This window comes from Streptomyces sp. NPDC014733, assembly GCF_043083385.1.
Classification (GTDB): Bacteria; Actinomycetota; Actinomycetes; order Streptomycetales; family Streptomycetaceae; genus Streptomyces.
Genome location: NZ_JBIBYO010000001.1, coordinates 831910 through 851232, shown reverse-complemented (window position 1 = coordinate 851232; position 19323 = coordinate 831910). Strand labels below are relative to the sequence as shown.

At 74.6% G+C, this 19323-nt stretch carries 13 protein-coding genes; 6 read left to right on the top strand and 7 right to left on the bottom strand.

The annotated features are described in order from the left end of the window. Positions 1-242: 242 nt before the first annotated feature. The 3 genes from ACF1BH_RS03725 (at position 243) to ACF1BH_RS03715 (ending at position 3883) form a co-directional block, all read left to right on the top strand. Positions 243-1316, top strand: coding sequence for a serine hydrolase domain-containing protein (locus ACF1BH_RS03725; RefSeq protein WP_391640743.1), 1074 nt, complete (start codon positions 243-245; stop codon positions 1314-1316). A gap of 352 nt (positions 1317-1668) precedes the next feature. Continuing rightward, entirely contained in the window at positions 1669-2748 is a 1080-nt protein-coding gene (locus tag ACF1BH_RS03720) for a serine hydrolase domain-containing protein (RefSeq protein WP_391640742.1), read from the top strand. 427 nt (positions 2749-3175) lie between these two features. Continuing rightward, positions 3176-3883, top strand: coding sequence for a copper homeostasis protein CutC (locus ACF1BH_RS03715; protein WP_391640741.1), 708 nt, complete (start codon positions 3176-3178; stop codon positions 3881-3883). A gap of 58 nt (positions 3884-3941) precedes the next feature. Here ACF1BH_RS03715 and ACF1BH_RS03710 read toward each other — a convergent pair whose 3' ends face one another. Beyond that, entirely contained in the window at positions 3942-6065 is a 2124-nt protein-coding gene (locus ACF1BH_RS03710) for a HelD family protein (protein ID WP_391640740.1), read from the bottom strand. Positions 6066-6568: 503 nt separating this feature from the next. Here ACF1BH_RS03710 and ACF1BH_RS03705 point away from each other — a divergent pair. Beyond that, positions 6569-6805 carry a hypothetical protein gene (locus tag ACF1BH_RS03705; RefSeq protein WP_391640739.1) on the top strand — a complete coding sequence of 79 codons (237 nt, stop codon included), beginning with the start codon at positions 6569-6571 and terminating at the stop codon, positions 6803-6805. 181 nt (positions 6806-6986) lie between these two features. Further along, positions 6987-8324 (top strand): glycosyltransferase 87 family protein, encoded by a 1338-nt coding sequence (locus ACF1BH_RS03700; protein WP_391640738.1) that lies wholly within the window; start codon positions 6987-6989, stop codon positions 8322-8324. A gap of 25 nt (positions 8325-8349) precedes the next feature. Here the strand turns inward: ACF1BH_RS03700 and ACF1BH_RS03695 are convergent, their stop codons facing one another. Further along, positions 8350-10002 (bottom strand): DNA repair helicase XPB, encoded by a 1653-nt coding sequence (locus tag ACF1BH_RS03695; protein ID WP_391640737.1) that lies wholly within the window; start codon positions 10000-10002, stop codon positions 8350-8352. A 232-nt stretch (positions 10003-10234) separates the two neighbouring features. Next, positions 10235-12793, bottom strand: a complete 2559-nt coding sequence (locus tag ACF1BH_RS03690) for a helicase-associated domain-containing protein (protein ID WP_391640736.1) — start codon at positions 12791-12793, stop codon at positions 10235-10237. Positions 12794-13220: 427 nt separating this feature from the next. On the opposite strand from ACF1BH_RS03690, the gene ACF1BH_RS03685 reads away from it, so the two are divergent. Next, entirely contained in the window at positions 13221-14702 is a 1482-nt protein-coding gene (locus tag ACF1BH_RS03685; RefSeq protein WP_391640735.1) for a hypothetical protein, read from the top strand. Between the two features lie 196 nt (positions 14703-14898). On the opposite strand, the gene ACF1BH_RS03680 is transcribed toward ACF1BH_RS03685, so the two are convergent. The 4 genes from ACF1BH_RS03680 to ACF1BH_RS03665 form a co-directional block, all read right to left on the bottom strand. Continuing rightward, positions 14899-15978, bottom strand: coding sequence for an ABC transporter substrate-binding protein (locus ACF1BH_RS03680; protein WP_391640734.1), 1080 nt, complete (start codon positions 15976-15978; stop codon positions 14899-14901). Between the two features lie 173 nt (positions 15979-16151). After that, positions 16152-16997 (bottom strand): ABC transporter ATP-binding protein, encoded by an 846-nt coding sequence (locus tag ACF1BH_RS03675; RefSeq protein ID WP_391640733.1) that lies wholly within the window; start codon positions 16995-16997, stop codon positions 16152-16154. After that, the gene (locus ACF1BH_RS03670; RefSeq protein ID WP_391640732.1) at positions 16994-18157 is read right to left on the bottom strand and encodes a FecCD family ABC transporter permease; all 1164 of its coding nucleotides are present in this window, start codon (positions 18155-18157) and stop codon (positions 16994-16996) included. The genes ACF1BH_RS03675 and ACF1BH_RS03670 overlap by 4 nt, the downstream gene beginning before the upstream one ends. Continuing rightward, positions 18154-19155 (bottom strand): FecCD family ABC transporter permease, encoded by a 1002-nt coding sequence (locus ACF1BH_RS03665; RefSeq protein ID WP_391640731.1) that lies wholly within the window; start codon positions 19153-19155, stop codon positions 18154-18156. Before ACF1BH_RS03665 ends, ACF1BH_RS03670 begins: the two co-directional genes overlap by 4 nt. Positions 19156-19323 lie beyond the last annotated feature (168 nt).

Below are 19323 nucleotides of genomic sequence, written 5' to 3'. Positions count from 1 at the left end.
TCCTCGGGCGGGGGCACGGGCGGAGGGCCGTTCGTGCCCCCGCGACCATCACAGGCCCAGGCCGAGCCACCGGCAGGCCCGTCGCACCACGGCCACCTCTCCCTGACCCACTGACGTTGTTCCCCTATATCGACAGGAGTTGTTCCATGCACGCACGTGTATCGCCGAGGTTCCGCCCCACTCTTTCGCGAGGCGGCCGGCGTAAGGCCCTGCTCGCCGTGACCGTGCTCACCGGAGCCGTCATGACCACCGGTGCACTGTTCCCGCCCGCGGCCTCCGCCGCCAGGCCGGACACCCTTCAAAACAGCCTGAACGTCTTGGTGCACAACGACGGGACGCCCGCTGCGCTGGCGAGCGTCACGGACCGCGAGGGCCGGATGCGTCACTACACCGCGGGTGTCGGCGACCTCAGGACCGGGGCGAAGGTACCCAAGGACGGGCAGGTACGGGCGGCCAGCAACACCAAGGCCTTCACAGCCGTGGTCACGCTGCAGCTGGTCGCCGAGAAGAAGCTCGCCCTGGACGCCCCCGTCGACACCTACCTGCCCGGCCTGTTGCGCGGTGAAGGCATCGACGGACGCCACATCACCATCCGCCAGCTCCTCCAGCACACCAGCGGCCTGCCCGAATACGTGGACAAGCGCGCGATCCTCCAGGATCCGCAGAGGTACTACGAGCCGCGCGAACTCCTCGACAGCGCCCTCGCACAGAAGGCCCACTTCTCCCCGGGCGCGAAGTGGGAGTACAGCAACACCAACTACCTGGTCGCGGGACTGATCATCCAGAAGGTCACCGGCCGCCCGCTGGGCGAGGAGATCAACCGGCGCATCGTCGACCGCATCGGGCTGCGCCACACCTACTTCCCCACCCCCGGAGACATGACCATCCGTGAGCCCCACCCCAAGGGCTACCACCGGGCCACAGCCGACTCGCCCTGGCGCGCGGTCACCGAACTCGACCCTTCCTGGGGCTGGGCCGCGGGTGCGGTGATCTCCACCAACAGCGACCTCAACCGCTTCTACACCGCCCTCCTCGGTGGCAGGCTCCTGCCCCCGGCCCAGCTCGCCCAGATGCGCACCACCGTTCCCGCAGAGTCCCTCGGCCGGGGTGTCCGTTATGGACTCGGCCTGAGCAGCACGCCGCTGTCATGCGGCGGCGTCTACTGGGGCCATGGCGGCACCATTCCCGGATACTTCACCTTCGGAGGCGTCACGAAGGACGGCCGTGCGGTCAACATCGCACTGACCGCCTTGCCGGGCGACAGCGCCACCGGACAGCACGTGCAGACCGCCGTCGACACGGCGCTGTGCCGCTGACAGCCTCACTGACCCGACCGGAAAGCCGCCGCTCCCGCACCGCGGCCGCAGATGCCCGAAGAGGGCGGGTCGGGCCGGTGGGCGGGCCCCCGCCGCCACCGGCGCTTGACGGTATCGGCCGCCGCTCCCCCTCGCGGGAACGGCGACCGGTACCCCCGCGGGCCTGTGCCCACGAGCGTCGCCAGGCCACCGTCACCGAGGGCGCGCACCGGCTCCCTCTTCGCTTGCTCTCCACTGTCACGACAGGAGTTGTTCCATGCACGCACGTGTATCGCCGAGGTTCCGCCCCACTCTTTCGCGAGGCGGCCGGCGTAAGGCCCTGCTCGCCGTGACCGTGCTCACCGGAGCCGTCATGACCACCGGTGCACTGTCCCCGTCCACGGCCTCCGCCGCCGGACCGGACACCGTTCAAAGCAGCCTGAACAGCCTGGTGGCCGACGACAAGATGCCTGCCGCGCTGGCGAGCGTCACGGACCGCGAGGGCCGGATGCGTCACTACACCGCGGGTGTCGGCGACCTCAGGACCGGGGCGAAGGTACCCGAGGACGGGCAGGTGCGGGCGGGCAGCAACACCAAGGCATTCACGGCCACGGTCGCCCTGCAGCTGGTCGCCGAGAAGAAGCTCGCCCTGGACGCCCCCGTCGACACCTACCTGCCCGGCCTGTTGCGCGGTGAAGGCATCGACGGACGCCACATCACCATCCGCCAGCTCCTCCAGCACACCAGCGGCCTGCCCGAATACCTGGAGTCCCCCGTCTTCGCGGACTTCCCCGCCGTCCGGTACCGGTACTTCGAACCACGTGACCTGATTGACGGCGCCCTCGCGCAGAAGGCCCACTTCTCCCCGGGCGCGAAGTGGGAGTACAGCAACACCAACTACCTGGTCGCGGGACTGATCATCCAGAAGGTCACCGGCCGCCCGCTGGGCGAGGAGATCAACCGGCGCATCATCGACCGCATCGGGCTGCGCCACACCTACTTCCCCACCCCCGGAGAGACGACCATCCGTGAGCCCCACCCCAAGGGCTACGAACGGGAGACGGACGACGGACCTCTGATCGACTACACCACCATGGACATGTCCATGGCGTGGTCTGCGGGTGCTGTGGTTTCCACCAACAGCGACCTCAACCGCTTCTACACCGCCCTCCTCGGTGGCAGGCTCCTGCCCCCGGCCCAGCTCGCCCAGATGCGCACCACCGTCCCCGCGGAGGCACGCGGCCCCGGCGTCCGCTACGGACTGGGCCTGACCAGCACACCGCTGTCATGCGGCGGCGTCTACTGGGGTCACGGCGGAACCGCCCTGGGGTACCGGACACGAGGAGGCGTCACAGAGGACGGACGTGCCGCCGACGTCGCGGTGACCACCACCCCGACGGGCGCGGCCTCCCAGCGGGTGGAGGCCGCCGTCGACACGGCACTGTGCCGCTGATCCAGGCGGAGACAGGCGGGAAGACGGCCCGCGGGGTCACCGACGCGTTCCGGCGGCCCCGCCCCCGTTCCGTGGACCTGGTAGGTCCCTTCGCGGACCCGTTCGCCGAGAGAGCGGGCATCGTCGAGGTGCAGGCGCACGGCGGCGCGGTCGCCGCGCCGGGCAGCAAGGACGGCGGCCCGCATGTGCAGCGCGCCACGGGCTCCTGCAGCGGTCGGCGTGGTGGTGCGCGGCGCGCGGTCCAGGGCCCGCTCCAGAGCGCGCAGGCCCGCGGCGTGGGTGCGGGCCGCGCCCGGCGCGGTGTGCCGTGGAGTGGCGGGCACCGATTACGCTGGGCCGTGATTGGACTAGACCTATCGCGGCGGCTCCCCGGGCGTCGCCACCCGTACGACGCCCGTCCGCCACACCCACCACCGATTGGGGTCCCATGAGTAACCGCGCACTGCTGGAGGTGATCGCGCTCGACCCGCAGGACGCGGTCGCGGCGCAGACCGGCGGGGCCGACCGCCTCGAACTCGTCACCGACATGGCCGCCGACGGGCTCACCCCGCCCCGCGCCGTCTTCGCCGCGATCCGCGCCGCCGTCGACATCCCCCTCCGGGTGATGCTCCGCCACAGCGGCGGCTTCGCCGCGGGCGACGTGGACGCCCTCTGCGCCGATGCCGCCGCGCTCCGGGCGGAGGGCGCCGACGAATTCGTCCTCGGCTTCCTCACCCCCGACGGCCGCCCCGACCTCGCCGCCGTACAGGCGCTCACCGAGGTCATCGACGGCTGCCGCTGGACCTTCCACCGCGCCCTCGACCACGCCGCCGACCGCACCGCGCTGCGCACCGCGCTCGCCGCGCTGACCGGCGGCCCGGACACCTTCCTCACCGCCGGAGCCGCCACCGGCGTCGCCGACGGCCTGGCCGTCCTCCTCGCCGAACACGCCCGCACCACCGCCGGCGAGCCCGGCTACGCCCCGCAGGTCCTGGTGGGCGGCGGCCTCACCCTGGAGCACCTCCCCGCCCTGCGCGCGGCCGGCGTCGACGCCTTCCACATCGGCGGCGCCGCCCGCCCGTCCGGCTGGTCCGCCCCCGTCGACCCGGCTGCCGTACGGCGCTGGCGCACCGCTCTGGACGGCGCGGAGGGGTGACCGACCCGGGGCGCGCGCCGCACCTGCCCGCGCCCCGGGGCACACGGCCCCGGCGGGGCTACGCGCCCTCGCCGCCGTCCGCCAACTGCTCCGGCAGCCCCGCCGCGTGGACGACCGTCAGCCCCGACACCGGACGGGTCAGACAGACGTAGAGACGGCGCAGACCGGTGCGCTCGTCCGGCTCGCCGTCGACGATCGCGGCGGGCTCGTCCAGCACCACGTAGTCGTACTCCAGACCCTTGGCGAGCGTCGCCGGGACCAGCGTCAGCCGCGCCTCCGCGGACGTCTCCTCACCCGGTGCGAGGCACCGCAGCCCGTCCTCCTCCAGGGCGGCGCGCAGCCCTGGCACCCGGGCGTCCGCCGCGATCAGACCGATCGATCCCTCCTTGGCCAGCGCGTCGTGGCACGCCGCCAGCACCGAGGCGTCCAACGCCTCCGGCCGCACCGTACGGATCTCGAAATCGCCCGCCGCCTCACGGATCGACGTGGCCTCCCGCAGATCCGGCGCGATGGCCGGCAGCAGCCGGGAGGCGTACGCGATGACCTCGCGCGGCACCCGGAACCCCTGCGTCAGCTCCTCGACCACCGAACCCGGCTTCCCCATGTGGTGCAGCGCCTCCTCCCAGGTGTCGGTCGCCCACGGCGTGGTCCCCTGGGCGATGTCCCCGAGGACCGTCACCGACCCCGTCGTGCAGCGGCGGCCCACCGCGCGGTACTGCATCGGCGACAGGTCCTGCGCCTCGTCCAGCACCACATGGCCCAGCGACGGCGTCCGCGCCACCAGATCCATCGTCTCGTCGATCAACACCGCGTCCGCCGACGACCACTTGGCGCTCTTCACGCTCCGCGCCGGCTTCGTCCACAGGACCGCCTTCTGCTCCTCGGGTGTCAGCAGCCCCTCGGCGTGCGCGGCCAGGAACTCCGCGTCGCCCAGCAGCCGCAGCACCAGCTTCGCCGGATCCACCGGGGGCCAGACCGCCTTGACCATGGCCTTCACCGCGGCGTTCCGCGCCACCGCGTCCTGCACCCGGTCGTCCGGCGCCTCGCCCGCCTGCTCCATCCGCACCAGCACGGCGTGCGCGATCCGCTGCGGCAGCGCCTCGCGCGCCGCGCCGTAGCGGATGTCCCGCTTCCGCAACTCCTCGACGATCTCCTGGAGTTCGTAGGCCGGAATGCGCCAGCGCCGCGAGCCGCGCACCACCACGCACGCCTCCTCGGGCGGCGTGATGTGTGACCACACCGCCCGCCGCAGCACCTCCGCCATCCGCGCGTCCCCCTTGACCGACGCGGCCGACGCGTCGTCCTTGGCGCGCACCTCCACATGGCCCACCAGGGAGTCGACGGTGGCCTGCTTGACCTCCAGCTCCCCCAGGGCCGGCAGGACCTGCTCGATGTAGTGCAGGAACGAATCGTTCGGCCCGATGACGAGGGTGCCCGAACGGGCCAGCCGCTCCCGGTGCGCGTACAGCAGATACGCGACCCGGTGCAGGCCCACCGCCGTCTTCCCGGTGCCCGGCGCCCCCTGGACACACACCGAACCGCTGATCCCGGCACGGACGATCTCGTCCTGCTCGGGCTGGATCGTCGCGACGATGTCCCGCATCGGGCCGACGCGCGGCCGCTCGATCTCCGCCTGGAGCAGCTGACTCGTCCGCTCGGCCTCCGCCGGATCGCTCAGGTGCTCGTCCTCGTACGCGGTCAGCTCGCCACCGGTGTAGCCGAACCTGCGGCGCATCCGGAGGTCCATCGGGTCCTTCTTGGACGCCCGGTAGAACGCCTGGGAGACCGGCGCGCGCCAGTCGATGACCATCGGGTCGCCGTGCGCGTCGTGGACGTGGCGCCGCCCGATGTAGAAGTTCTCGCCGCCGTGGCCGCCCTCGTCGCTCTCGGACGGGTCGAGGCCCGGTGCGTGCAGGTAGTCGAGGCGGCCGAAGAACAGCGGGGTGTGGGCGAGGTCGGCGAGCGCCTTGATCCGGGCGTCGATCTCGCCCTGGAGGACCTCGGCGTTGACCCAGTTCGCGGTGACGTCGGCGATGTTCAGCGCCTCGGCGTCGGCGCGCATCGCGCGCAGCGCGGCCCGGGAGGCGGCGAGATGGGCCCGTTCGCTGCCGAGCGGATCGGCGCCCTCACCGGCGGCCGGGGCGTGCGGATCGGGTACGGGGTGCTGGGCGTGCGCGGGCACGGGCGTTGCCTCCGGTGGACTCTCACTGCGGCGGGCGTGCGCCACGGCGGGCGGGCACGGCGGGCCGTCGTTCGGAACGGACGCCTGATGGCGCCGCGCCCGCGGGACGTGGGGCGGTCATCGGCGTGGGGCGAAGGACCGGCCGGTTTCCGTCCGGTCGGCGGCGCTCCTCGACGGAAGCCGACGGGAGGCAGGGAGACGCGCGATTCTAGTCAGGGGCCGGGCGGGGCGCCAACGCATTTTCTGCGGGCCGGACGGGGCGCGGCCGCGGCCGCCCCGGGGCGGTCCGACCGGCGCGCCGCCCGGGCCGTCCGGGCCGACCGGCGGGCGCCGTGGCGGTACCACCCGCCGACCTGCGCCCCCCGCCGGACCGTCCCCCTCCCGTAGGGGGCCCGTACATCTCCGGTAGGGGGTACGGGTGATACCGCAGTCAGAGGTCCATCGGTCCCGGAATGGGTCCATGGGCCGATGTGCGGCATTCGCGTGAAAACCATGATGGAGTCATGAGCAGCGCAACGATCACCCCAGCAGCCGGACACCCGGCATCCCTGCACCCGATGAAGGGCGCCACGGCCCTCGGCCCCGCCCACAGTGGCCGCCACCCGGTCGGCAGCGCCCTGCGCGCCGTGAAGGTCTTCGCCTCGGCCGCCCTCAGCGTCGTCCTCCTCGGCGAGTACGGAGAGGAGGGAGCCGACCGCCGCGCGCCCCGCACCCGCGACACCGCCGGGATACGTCCCTGACCGGCCGCGTCCGCGGCAGGACCGCGGACAGCCGGCAGCGGGCCACCGCCCGCCTCCGCCACCGCGCGTCCGGGCGCGTTCCTCACCGGACATCTGGTTGACCGGAAAGGGTTACGGGCCGTCGGCCCGGATCGGTTAGCGTCGCCGCTGAGAGCGTGCGGGACGACGGGGAGGGGAACGAGTGTCTGCCGCCGACGGGACGCGGACGTGGACATGGCGGCGTACGTGGGCGCAGAGCGTCGCGCACCCGCACCGCATGGTCATCGCCGGGGCGCTGCTCGCGGCATCCCTCATCGGACTGGGCGTGCTCTACACCGTCCACCCGTTGGCGATGCCCGACATAGAGGTCTACCGCGCCGAGGGACAGGCCGCCGCCTCCGGCAGCGATCTCTACGGCTTCACCACCACCAAGTGGAACCTCCCGGCCACCTACCCGCCCTTCGCGGCCCTGCTCTTCATCCCCACCACCTGGATCTCCCTCGCCACCCTCAAGGTCGCCTGCTTCACCGCCAACGCCGCACTGCTCGCCGCGCTGATCCAGCTCTCCTGCAAGGCCGCCGGGGTACGCCGCTCCGCCTACACCGCGCCCACCGTCCTGGGCGCCACGGCGCTCGGCATCTGGCTGGAGCCGGTGTTCCAGACCCTCGTCTTCGGCCAGGTCAACCTCGCCCTCACCTGCCTCGTCCTGTGGGACCTGAGCCGCCCGGACGGCGCCCGCCTCAAGGGGCTCGCCGTCGGCATCGCCGCCGGGGTGAAGCTGACCCCGGCGATCTTCGCGGTCTATCTGCTGGTCACCGGCCGGGTGAAGGCCGCCTGCACCGCGCTGGCCGGCTTCGTCGGATCGGTCGTGCTCGGCTTCCTGGTGCTGCCGGACGCCAGCATCGACTTCTGGACCCGGCGGATGTTCGAGACGGACCGGGTCGGCAAGGTCTGGATCGTCGACAACCAAGCGCTCCAGGGCCTGCTCGCCCGCGTGCTGCACACCCCCGAGCCCGGCGCCGTCTGGGCGGTCGCCGCGCTGCTCACCGCAGTCGGCGGACTCTGGGCCGCGTACCGCGTCCACCGGCGCCGCAGATCGGACCTCTGGGGCGTGCTGTGCACCGCCGTCACCGCGCTGCTGGTCTCGCCGATCAGCTGGTCCCACCACTGGGTCTGGTGCGTCCCGCTGCTCATCGCGCTCGCCGCGCACACCTACCGCATCCCGTGGCGCCGGGCGCTGCTCGCCGCCGTCACCGTCGCGTTCACCGCCCGCACCCTGTGGATCGTCCCGCACGCCGGTGACCGCGATCTGCACTTCAGCTGGTGGCAACAGCCCCTGACCTCGCCCTACCCGCTGCTCGGCCTGGCCCTGCTGGCCGCCGTGGTGTGGCACACCCGCACCGCTCCCGGGGCACCGGGCGCGCCCACCGGCGCCCCCGTCCCGCACCCCCGGAGCGTTGCCACCGGCGCGGTCCGCATACCGGCCCCGGCATCCGCCGTACGGGACGGCGCCAGGGAGACGGCGAAGGACGCGGGCTGAGCCCGCCGGGCGTCATCCCCGGGGCTCAGGCGTCCTCCTCCGCCGACAGCAGCTCGGTCGCGTCCACGATCCGGTAGGCGTAGCCCTGCTCGGCGAGGAAGCGCTGCCGGTGGGCGGCGAAGTCCTGGTCGACGGTGTCGCGGGCGACGACGGAGTAGAAACGCGCCTCGTGCCCGTCCGCCTTCGGCCGCAGCACCCGGCCCAGCCGCTGGGCCTCCTCCTGGCGGGAGCCGAACGTCCCGGAGACCTGGATCGCGACGGTCGCCTCCGGCAGGTCGATCGAGAAGTTCGCCACCTTGGAGACGACGAGCACCGAGATCTCGCCCTCCCGGAAGGCGTCGAAGAGCTTCTCGCGCTGCGCGTTGGTCGTCTCGCCCTTGATCACCGGGGCGTCCAGATGCGCGCCCAGCTCGTCCAACTGGTCGATGTACTGCCCGATGACCAGCGTCTGCTCGCCCTGGTGGCGCCGGACCAGCGCCTCGGTGACCCGCTGCTTGCTGCCGGTCGTCGCGCAGAAGCGGTACTTCTCCTCGGTCTCCGCCGTCGCGTACGCCAGCCGTTCCGAGTCGGAGAGGCTGACCCGCACCTCGACGCAGTCCGCGGGCGCGATGTACCCCTGCGCCTCGATCTCCTTCCACGGCGCGTCGAACCGCTTCGGGCCGATCAGCGAGAAGACGTCCGACTCCCGGCCGTCCTCGCGCACCAGCGTCGCGGTCAGGCCGAGGCGGCGCCGGGCCTGGAGGTCGGCGGTGAACTTGAAGACCGGCGCGGGCAGCAGATGGACCTCGTCGTAGACGATCAGGCCCCAGTCCCGGGAGTCGAACAGCTCCAGGTGCGGGTAGACGCCCTTCCGCTTCGTCGTCAGCACCTGGTACGTGGCGATGGTGACGGGCCGGATCTCCTTCTTCGTCCCGCTGTACTCGCCGATCTCGTCCTCGGTCAGCGTGGTCCGCTTCACCAGCTCGTGCTTCCACTGCCGGGCCGAGACGGTGTTGGTGACCAGGATCAGCGTGGTGGCCTGCGCCTGCGCCATCGCACCGGCTCCGACCAGCGTCTTTCCCGCACCACAGGGCAGTACGACGACACCCGAACCGCCGTGCCAGAAGCCCTCGACGGCCTGCTGCTGGTACGGCCGCAGCGCCCAGCCGTCCTCGGCGAGCGCGATCGGGTGCGCCTCGCCGTCGACGTACCCGGCGAGGTCCTCGGCGGGCCAGCCGAGCTTCAGCAGCGTCTGCTTGATCTGTCCGCGCTCGGAGGGGTGCACCACGACGTTGTCGGGGTCGAGCCGCGCGCCGACCAGCGGCTGGATCTTCTTCGACCGCAGCACCTCCTCCAGCACCGGCCGGTCGGTGGTCGTCAGCACGAGCCCGTGCGCGGGGTGCTTGACCAGCGTCAGCCGCCCGTACCGCGACATGGTCTCGGCGATGTCGACGAGCAGCGCGTGCGGCACCGGATAGCGGGAGAACTGCACCAGCGCGTCCACGACCTGCTCGGCGTCGTGCCCGGCCGCCCGCGCGTTCCACAGCCCGAGCGGCGTCACCCGGTACGTGTGGATGTGCTCGGGCGCCCGCTCCAGCTCCGCGAACGGCGCGATGGCCCGCCGGCAGGCGTCCGCCGCCTCGTGGTCCACCTCCAGCAGCAGCGTCTTGTCGCTCTGGACGATGAGAGGTCCGTTCACGCGCCTCGCCTTCCTACGTGAGTGCCGCCCGGCCGACCCCGTAGCCGCCCGGTCACCGACCACGGCCCGAGGCCGGGCGGGTGGCCAAACGTCCAGTGTGCCGCATCGCCGGGACGGACCGCGGCGGCTCCTGCTACGGGCCGGTATGTCCGGTGGTGGTCCGGGTCAGGGACGGGACCGGGCTCGGCCCGTGGGGAGCAGTCCCGTAAGGGCGGCGCCGGGGCCGGGGCCCTCAGACCGTGTCGTCCGCCAGGTCGGCCACGCCGGTGATGCGGTGCAGAGGGTAGGTGCGGACCTCGTCGGCGGTGTGGTCGTAGGCGGTGACGAAGCCGCCCTCGACGCGGACGGGGGCGATGACGCGCTGGCTGGCGGCGCCGTCGGCGTTGACGTAGCCGATCCAGACGGCGGCGTTGGTGAGGACGGCCGCCTGCATCGTGGCGAGGGTCTCGGCGGAGGTGGTCCGGGGTGGCGCACCGGGGGCCGGGGTGGCGGCGGCGACGGGTTTGCGGGCGGCGGTGGCGGCCAGATCGCCGGCCCTGATGGCGCGGACCGCCGCCTCCAGGAGGGGCGCGTCGGGGACCGGCGGCCCCTCGGGCACCGGGACGGGCGCACGGCGCGGCCCCGTACGGTACGCGTCCGGCCGGGCGACCACCACGTCACCCTCCGGGGACTCGGCGGCGGGCGCGTAGCCCATCGCCCGCAGGCCGTCCAGGAGGAGATCCGGGGCGGTCTGCGCGGCGAGGACCGTCGGGGCGAGGCGGCGCAGCCGGAGCGGGGCGGCGCGGCGGTCGGCGAGGATCTCCGCGAGCAGCGCGTCGTCGTCGCAGCGGACGTACGCGGAGGCCGCGCCGATCCGCAGCCGCCCGTGCCGGCGGGCCACGTCGTCGATCAGGTACGCCAGCGGCTGCGGGACCGGCGTCCGTGCGTGGGTGGTGAGGAATTCCTGCAGCTCGGCGGCTGTACGGCCGGTGTCCAGGGCGCGGCGCACCGAGGCGGGCGTGAAGCGGTAGACCGTCGCGCCGCCCTTGGACTCGATCTCGGCGAGGACGCCCAGGGTGTCCGCGAGCGGACGCCGCAGCGGCCCTGGCGCGACCGCGGTGAGGTCGGCCTGGAGCAGCACGTGGTCGAGCGGTTCGGGCAGCAGCGGCGCCAGGAGCGCCGCGGCGCGGGCCGCGGCCTCCCGGGTCGCTGCGGCCGTCGGGGTGGTACGGGGCGCCGCCCCCGCGGAACCCTCGGCGTCCCCCAGGAGCGCGCGGCCGGGTGCGGACAGGGCGCCGCGCCCGGTGACGCCCAGCAGCTCGGCCTCGGCCAGCGTCCACCGGGCGAGGCGGGTACGGAGGTCCTCCCCGGGCGGCGGGGTGGCGCCACCGGGCGCGGAGGGCGCGGCGGGCGCGCCCTCCGGGGCGGCGGCGCGCAGCGGGCGCTCCCAGTGGAGACGGTCGAGGACGGCAGCCTCGGGCACGGCGGAGCCCGGCGGCAGCTCGGCGAGGAGGGCGAGGGTGCGGCGGCGGACCTCGGGTGCGGGGGAGCGGTCGAGGTGCGGGCCGAGGGCGGCGGCGGCCCGGCCCTTGGCGTCGGCGGTGCCGACCACGCCCGGGGTGCGGGTGGCGTCCAGCCAGGCCGCCACCAGCTCCGCCCAGCGCCGCTCGTCGGGCAGCTGCCGCCACTCCTCGGCGGCGGGCGTCGGGGCGAACCGCTCGTCGGCCTCGCCGTCGGAGGCGATCAGGCCCGCCCCGTGGGCCAGCTCCAGCCAGAAGGCGGCGGTCTGCTCGGTGGTGTCCAGGGCGGTCGCGGTGCGCTTGAGGTCGCGGACGCTCAGGCCCCCGGCGCGCAGCACCGCGGGACCGCCCAGATCCCACTCCTTCAGCAGCTCCTCGACGGTTGCCAGCGCCGTGAACGCCTGCCCGGCGGCGGCCGCGTCCACAGCCTGTGGATCGCGCGCGGTGACCGGCGCGAGAGCGGGCGGCACCGGCGCGGGGCTACGGTGCGCGCGCCCCGCCCGCAGATGCAGCGCCGCCTCCCGGGGGAGTACGACGTTCCGGGCGCCGGCGGGCAGCAGCAGTCCGCGGTCCAGCAGCCAGCGCAGATGCGGCGCCGGCTGCTCGGTGACGCTGCCGTACGGCGGGCCCCACAGCAGCCTGTCGAGGACGGCGACGGACTCGGCGGGCGCCTCGTCCAGCAGCGCCGCCATCCGCTCGCCGTCGGTGAACAGCGAGGTCAGCGCCGCTACGGCGGTCACCGGGTCGGGCGTCGGCGGCAGCCCGGCGGTGGCGATGATCTCCTGGAGCCGTCCCGGCGACATCCCGGCCGCGGCCTCCGCGACGGTCGGGCCGAGGCCGGTCGGCGACGGGTGCGCCGCGCTCGGGGCCAGCAGCTCACGGGCGGTCCGCACCAGCCGCAGCCGGTCGTCGGGCCCCCACACCAGGGCCTGCGCCCGCAGCGCCGCGACGGCACCGGGCAGCGCGGTCAGGACCGCCGCGTCCAAGGAGGGCGCGTCCGGCGCCGCGCCCCCAGGGGGCGCTGCCGGGGCGCCGGTCATCAGGGAGGCGAGCGTGGCGTACGGGCAGGGGTCGGGCGCCACCGCCAGCGCCTCGGCGGTCTGCAGCGCGAACCGGTCCAGGCGCTCGACGGCCCGCACCACCGAGGCCCGGGTCCCGGCCCGGGTGGCGAGCTGGGTGACATCGCCCGGCACCGGATTGAGCAGGTCAGGGCGGGCCCGCAGCAGGTCGACGAGCCCGCCGTCGGTGCGGGTCCGTAGCTCCTCGGCCAGGGTGCGGGGGGTATCCGTCATCCGCCCTACGTTAGCCGGGCAGGTGGCCGCCGTAACGGGATCCCGCTGTGACGGCGCGCACCAGGGCCCGGGCGCACCCGCCGCACGCCCCGGACTCCGGGATCGGGGGAGCCCGTAGGGGCGGGGCGGCGGCGCGTCGGTCGCAGAGGCGGGGCGGGGCCGGTCTTAGGGGTTTCCCGTAGGGGCCGGGCGGGCGCCTCCGGGGAACCCGTACGGGCCAGGAGGGCCGGGGCCGTCCGAGGTTGGAACGGGCGGACGGGCCCAAGGGTGCCTCCCGCTCACGGACACACGTCCCTCGCTGGGCGTCAGGGCCGTGGCCCGTAAGGGTTCTGGCGTCCGGTCAGGGGCGGATCGGCCGTCCTCGGTGCGCCGGGGAGGCGAGACGGTACGGTCGGGGGAGTAACCAGCGGACGCCGCAGGGGATTTCGTGGGCATCGAGAACGATCAGCTCGTTTTTGACTATCTGAGCCGGGTCGGCGACCTGGCCCAGCAGCGGGGCCTGCCCTCGTCGGCGCGGATGCGGCTGGTGGCCGATCTGCGGACCGAGGTCACGGCCCGGATCGCGGCGCAGAAGTCGCCGTCGGCCTCCCAGGTGAAGCGGGTGCTGTCCCGGCTGGGCACCCCGGAGGCGGTGGTGTCGGCGGCAGAGGCGGCCGCCGGGACGAGCGGACGGCCGGGACCGGGGGCCGGGCGGGAGCCGACGCGGTCGTCGCCGGCCGCCGGAGCCTCGGTGCCGGATGCCTCGTCAGCTTCTGCGGCGCCGTCAGCTCCGGTGATGCCGACGGCTCCTGCGGTGCCGGCGCCCCCGGATGTGCCGGTGTCCCCGGCCGCGCCGTCGGCGCCGGACACTCCTCCGGCTCCGGCTCCGGCTCCGGCTCCGGCCCCGCCGTCGCCCTCGACCGGGCCGTCGGCCTTGGACGTACCGTCAGCTCGGCCCGGCACCGACGACGCGCCCGGGCCCACCGACGCGCCCGAGCCACCCGATGCGTTCCGCCCGGCGGAGCCGTCCGGCCTCGCGCGGGAAGAGCCGCACCGGCCCCTCTCGTTGGGGAAGCCGGGGGCGGCGGGGGAGCCCGGGCAGGCCGGGGCGGCGGGGAAGGTCCCGGGGCCGCGGGACGGGGCGCGGTCCGGGCAGTGGTCCGGGCTGTTCAAGAAGAAGGGCGCCGAGGCCGGTGAGGCGGAGGCGGCGGGGCCCCGGTTCACGCTGCCGCCCGGGGCCTCGGCCCCGCCGCATCTCGCCGGGGCGGACGAACTGGGCGACGGCGACGGCGACGCGGACTGGTGGCTGGCGCGGCCGGAGGCGACCGGCGTGGGCGAGACGGTGCCCGGCTTCGTCGGCGGTATCGAGATCCCGGAGATCTGGAAGCGGCCCGGCGAGGACGACGACCGGGAGAAGGCGCAGGAGAAGGAGAAGGCGCAGGACGGTACGCCGGGGGCGGGCGCCGCCGGTACGGAAGCGGGCCGTCCGCTCCCGGGGCTGCTCCGCCGCACCCTCGGCCGGAAGAAGGCGGCGCCCGCAGCGGAACCACCCGCCCCGGAACCGGCCGCCGAGAAGACACCGGCCGCCCGGATCCGGCTCAGCCCCGTGGTGACGCTCGCCGTGGTGCTGCTGCTCGCCGGTGCGGTGCTCGGGAGCTGGTTCGCGCTGGCCGCGGGCTGGGCGGTGACGTTCCTCTCGCGCCGTCTCACCCACACCGAGGCGAAGTTCGCCGCGCTCGGCGTGCCCGGGCTGCTGGCGGGCGGCGCCGCCGTGTGGATGTGGGGCCGCGCCACGGGCCGGTGGGGCGACCCGATCGCCTCCGGGAAGATGGGCGCCGTACTCCTCGACGGTCTGCCGCTCCTGGTCCGCGTCGCCGCCGTCGCCTCGGCGGTGTTCCTGGTGTGGCGGATGCGACGCTGGGCCCGTTGACGGCCCGAGCCCTCCCGAACGCGCCCTTCCCGGAGCGGCCCTTCACCGGCTGACTGACGGTCACGGGCCCGCCCCCCAGGGGACGTCCACCCTTACTGGGCGGGCCGGGTCTCCCTCACGGGCCCGCCCGCCCCCACGCGGAACGCCCCCCGAAGCGCCCCCGAACGCGCACCCCGAGGGCACACCCACGGCCTCCTCACCTCTTGGCCAACCGCTCCCGCACCTCGTCGAGGATCTTGTCGGCGGCCGTGTAGCCGATGCCCTGGATCCACAGCTGGTCGTCGACGCGGAAGGAGCGGCCGTTCTTGACCGCGCGCAGGTTCTTCCACAGCGGACCGCTGGTGACCTGCGCCTCCTTCGACTTCTCGGGGGAGCCGTAGCTCGCGTAGAAGACCGCGTCGGCGTCGGCGCGGTGCATCTGCTCGGCGCTCAGCTCCGTCATCAGGCCGTCCTCGGCGCCGTTGACGACGTCCGTCGGGCCGGTGCCGAGGTCGTCGAGGACGGTGCCGATGTAGCTCCGGCAGCCGTAGACCCGGGTGTCGGCGCCCTCGACGAAGCGGACGACGTTGGTCCGCAGGGCCTTCGCCTTCGCCGGGCCGCCGAGCGCCGCGGTGACCTGCCGGACGTGCGTCTCGTACCCCGCGACGACCTTCCTGGCCTGCGGGATCCGGCCCAGCGCCGCCGCGTGGGTGGCGAAGTTCTGCTTCCAGGGGTAGCCGGTGGTCTCGGTCATCACCGTCGGTGCGATGCGGGTGAGTTGCCGGTAGCTGCGCCCGTCGCGGACCTTGTTGGTGAGGATCAGATCCGGTTCGAGGGCGGCGACGGCCTCCAGGTTCGGGGCGCCGATCCTTCCGACGTCCTTGATGCCCGCGGTGTCGTCCTTCGGCAGGTAGTCGAGGAAGCCCGTGTCGACGTCGGAGCGGGTGGCGCCGACCGGCTTGACGCCGAGGGTGAGGGCGGAGTCCAGTTCCGCGGTGTCCAGGACCACCACCCGCTTCGGCGCGGCCGGGACCGTCACCTCGCCCATCGCCGTCGCGACCTTGTGCGGCCCGCCGCCCGGGGACGGCTGCGCCCAGTGCGTCACCGGCTGCTTCGGGCAGCCGGCCGCCTTCAGGGGCCCGCCGTCCCCGGCGTCGGCCCCGCTTCCGCAGGCGGCGAGGGCAAGGGCGGCGGCGAGCGTCCCGGCCACGGCGACCCCGGCACGGCGGACGGAACGCGGCCGCACACGGCGGCTGCTACGGAGGGTGGCGGCACGACGGGCGGTACGGCGGGTCATGAAGTGCCCTTTCGGCTCGGGTGGGAAAACGGGCGGTGGTGCGTACCCGTAGAGGTACCCGTAGGGGGCGGACGTACGGGCCGGAAACCCGTACGGGCCGCCTGGCCCCGGGCCCGGCTCCTGCCCCGCCGGGTGGGCCCGCGCGCGGCCGACCGGACCGAGGGCTCCGTCTCCTAGACGCCCGCCCCGGCCCACGGCCGCCCCGGTACCACCAGCGGGGAGCCCGTCACCGGGTCCGGGATGACGACCGCCTCCAGGCCGAAGACCTCGTGCACCAGCTCCGCGGTGACCACCTCGGCGGGCGGGCCCTCGGCGAGGACGCGGCCCGCGCGCATCGCGACCAGATGGTCGGCGTAGCGGGCGGCCTGGTTCAGGTCGTGCAGGACGGCGACGACCGTGCGGCCCCGCTCGTGGTTGAGCTGGCGCACCAGGTCGAGGACCTCCACCTGGTGGGCGATGTCCAGATACGTCGTCGGCTCGTCCAGGAGGAGCAGATCGGTCTCCTGGGCCAGCGCCATCGCGATCCACACCCGCTGCCGCTGGCCGCCGGAGAGTTCGTCGACGGCGCGCTCGGCCAGCTCGGCGACGTCCGTGCGCTCCATCGCCTCCGTCACGGCCCGCTCGTCCTCCGCCGACCACTGCTGCCACCAGTGCTGATGCGGCTGGCGGCCGCGGGCGACGAGGTCGGCGACGGTGATCGCCTCCGGTGCGACGGGGGTCTGCGGCAGCAGCCCCAGCGACCGGGCGATCTGCTTCGTCGGGATGCGGGCCAGATCCGCGCCGTCCAGGAACACCGCCCCACGCCGCGGCCGCAGCAGCCGCCCCAGGGCGCGCAGCAGCGTCGACTTGCCGCAGGCGTTCGGCCCGACGACGACGGTGACCGCGCCCTGCGGCACGTCCAGATCCAACGCGTCGACGACCGTGCGGTCCTCGTACGCCAGCGTCAGCTCCCGCGCCGTCAGCCGGCTCGGGGCGGGCCCGCCGGTCGTGGGGACGGTGGGTGCGCCGGTCTCGGTCACGCTTCTCCTCCTGCGGCACGGCTGGCACGACTACGGGGACCGGCGGCGCGGCCACGGCCCGCCGCCCGGCTGCGGGTGCGGTGGCCCCGGATGATCAGCCAGATCAGATACGGCGCGCCGACGGCGGCGGTCAGCACGCCGACCGGCAGCTCCGTCGGCGCGAACAGCTTGCGGGCCAGCAGATCGCCGCCCACCACGATCGCCGCGCCCAGCAGCGCCGAGCACAGCAGCGGGATCTGCGCGGTACGGGTCAGCCGCCGGGCGATCTGCGGCGCCAGCAGGGCCACGAAGTCCACCGGGCCCGCCGCCCCCGTCGCCATCGACGCCAGCACCACGCCCAGCGCCACCAGCCCCAGCCGGGTGCGGCCCAGCCGGACGCCCAGCGCCGTCGCGGTGTCGTCGTCCATCGACACGGTCCGCTGCGCCCGCGCCGCCCACAGCACCGCGGGCAGCAGCGCCAGCAGCGCCCAGCCCAGCGGCGCCGCCTCGGCCCAGCCGCGCCCGTTCAGCGACCCGGTCATCCACACCTGCGCCTGCTGCGCGACCAGGTAGTCGCCCTTCGTCAGGAACAGCTGGATCACCGAGCGCAGCGCCACCGCGAAGCCGATGCCGATGAGGACGAAGCGGGTCGCGTGCAGCCCGCCGCGCCACGCGAAGACGTACACCAGCCCCGCCGCCAGCAGCCCGCCGACGACCGACAGATACGGCAGCACCGCGTACGAGGTGACCCCGAGCGTCATCGCGCCGACCGTCAGCGCGCCCGCGCCCTGGGTGACGCCGATGATGTCCGGGCTGGCCAGCGGGTTGCGGGCGACCGTCTGGATCAGCCCGCCCGCGACGCCGAACGCCGCGCCGACCAGCAGCCCCACGGCCATCCGGGGCAGCCGCAGCGTCCCGACCACCAGCTCCTGCGACGACGGCCGCCCCAGGAGCACGTCGAGCACGTCGGACGGCGCGACGAAGTCCTCGCCGACACAGAGATACGCCAGACACACCGCGGCCAGCACTCCCGCCAGCAGAACGGCGACGACCGTCGCGCGGCGGTGCAGCAGGAACGAGACCCGCCCGGCGCCGACGACGGCGTAACCGGCCGGCCGGTGCCCGGCGGCCGGCCGCGGCGCCGGGGCGGCCACCGCCGTACGCGTTCCGGGGGCGGTCATGCGGCCACCGCCTTCCGACGGACGAGGGTCACCAGGAACGGCACGCCGATCAGCGCCGTCATCACGCCCGCGGGCACCTCCGACGGCGGGAAGACGACCCGCCCGACGGTGTCCGAGACCAGCACGATCACCGGGCCGAGCAGCGCCGCCATCGGCAGCACCCAGCGGTGGTCGCCGCCGACCACGGCGCGCGCCAGATGCGGCACCGCGAGCCCGACGAACGCGATCGGACCGGCCGCCGCGACCCCCGCGCCGGTCAGCACCGTCGCGCCGAGCCCGCCGACGATCCGGACGACGGCGACCTTCTGGCCCAGCCCCCGGGCGACGTCCTCGCCCAGCGCCAGCGCATCCAGACCGCGGGCGACCGACAGCACCAGCACCGCGCCGACCAGCAGGAACGGCCAGATCTGGGCGGCGACGTCGCTGTCCCGGCCGGTCAGCGAACCGACCTGCCAGAACCGGAACTCGTCCAGCGCCGCCGCCTGCGTCGTCAGCACCGCCATCGTCACCGACACCAGCAGCGCGTTGATCGCCGCCCCGGCCAGCGCCAGCTTCACCGGCGTCGCCCCGCCCCGGCCCCGGGTGGCGATGGCGTACACCACGACGGAGGCGATGGCGGCACCCGCGAACGCGAACCAGACGTACCCGGTGAGCGTGTGCACCCCGAACAGCGAGATCGCCAGCACCACGCCGACCGACGAGCCCTGGCTGATGCCGAGGATGCCGGGGTCGGCGATCGGGTTGCGGGTGATGCCCTGGAGCACCGTCCCGGCCATCGCCAGCGCCGCCCCGACCATCAGGCCGATCAGCGTGCGCGGCAGCCGCAGATAGCGCACCACCTGCGCGGCGTCGCCGTCCCCGCCGTGCACCAGCGCGCCGATCACCTCGGACGGGGCGAACGCGCGGCTGCCGACGGCGAGTGACAGGAGGACGGCCAGCAGCAGCGCCGCCACCGCCGCCAGCGTCAGAACGAGCCGCCGCCCGCGCATCCGGCTCATCGCGCGCCCTCCCGGGCCGGATGCGCCGGGGCGCGCGGCGGCGCTCCGGGGGCTTGCCTGGTCGGCTGACATCGGGTCCATTTCGAGATATCCGGGCGCAGCACGTGCCCCCGGATCCCGGGTGGCGGACCACCCGGGCCCTGGGGGCGTCTTCCCGCTCTTCACGGG

Coding starts and splice junctions, on each gene's coding strand:
- ACF1BH_RS03705 (WP_391640739.1), top strand. CDS start 6,569: ATGAGCAGCGCAACGATCACCCCAGCAGCCGGACACCCGGCATCCCTG.
- ACF1BH_RS03715 (WP_391640741.1), top strand. CDS start 3,176: ATGAGTAACCGCGCACTGCTGGAGGTGATCGCGCTCGACCCGCAGGAC.
- ACF1BH_RS03690 (WP_391640736.1), bottom strand. CDS start 12,793: ATGACGGATACCCCCCGCACCCTGGCCGAGGAGCTACGGACCCGCACC.
- ACF1BH_RS03680 (WP_391640734.1), bottom strand. CDS start 15,978: ATGACCCGCCGTACCGCCCGTCGTGCCGCCACCCTCCGTAGCAGCCGC.
- ACF1BH_RS03725 (WP_391640743.1), top strand. CDS start 243: ATGACCACCGGTGCACTGTTCCCGCCCGCGGCCTCCGCCGCCAGGCCG.
- ACF1BH_RS03665 (WP_391640731.1), bottom strand. CDS start 19,155: ATGAGCCGGATGCGCGGGCGGCGGCTCGTTCTGACGCTGGCGGCGGTG.
- ACF1BH_RS03720 (WP_391640742.1), top strand. CDS start 1,669: ATGACCACCGGTGCACTGTCCCCGTCCACGGCCTCCGCCGCCGGACCG.
- ACF1BH_RS03670 (WP_391640732.1), bottom strand. CDS start 18,157: ATGACCGCCCCCGGAACGCGTACGGCGGTGGCCGCCCCGGCGCCGCGG.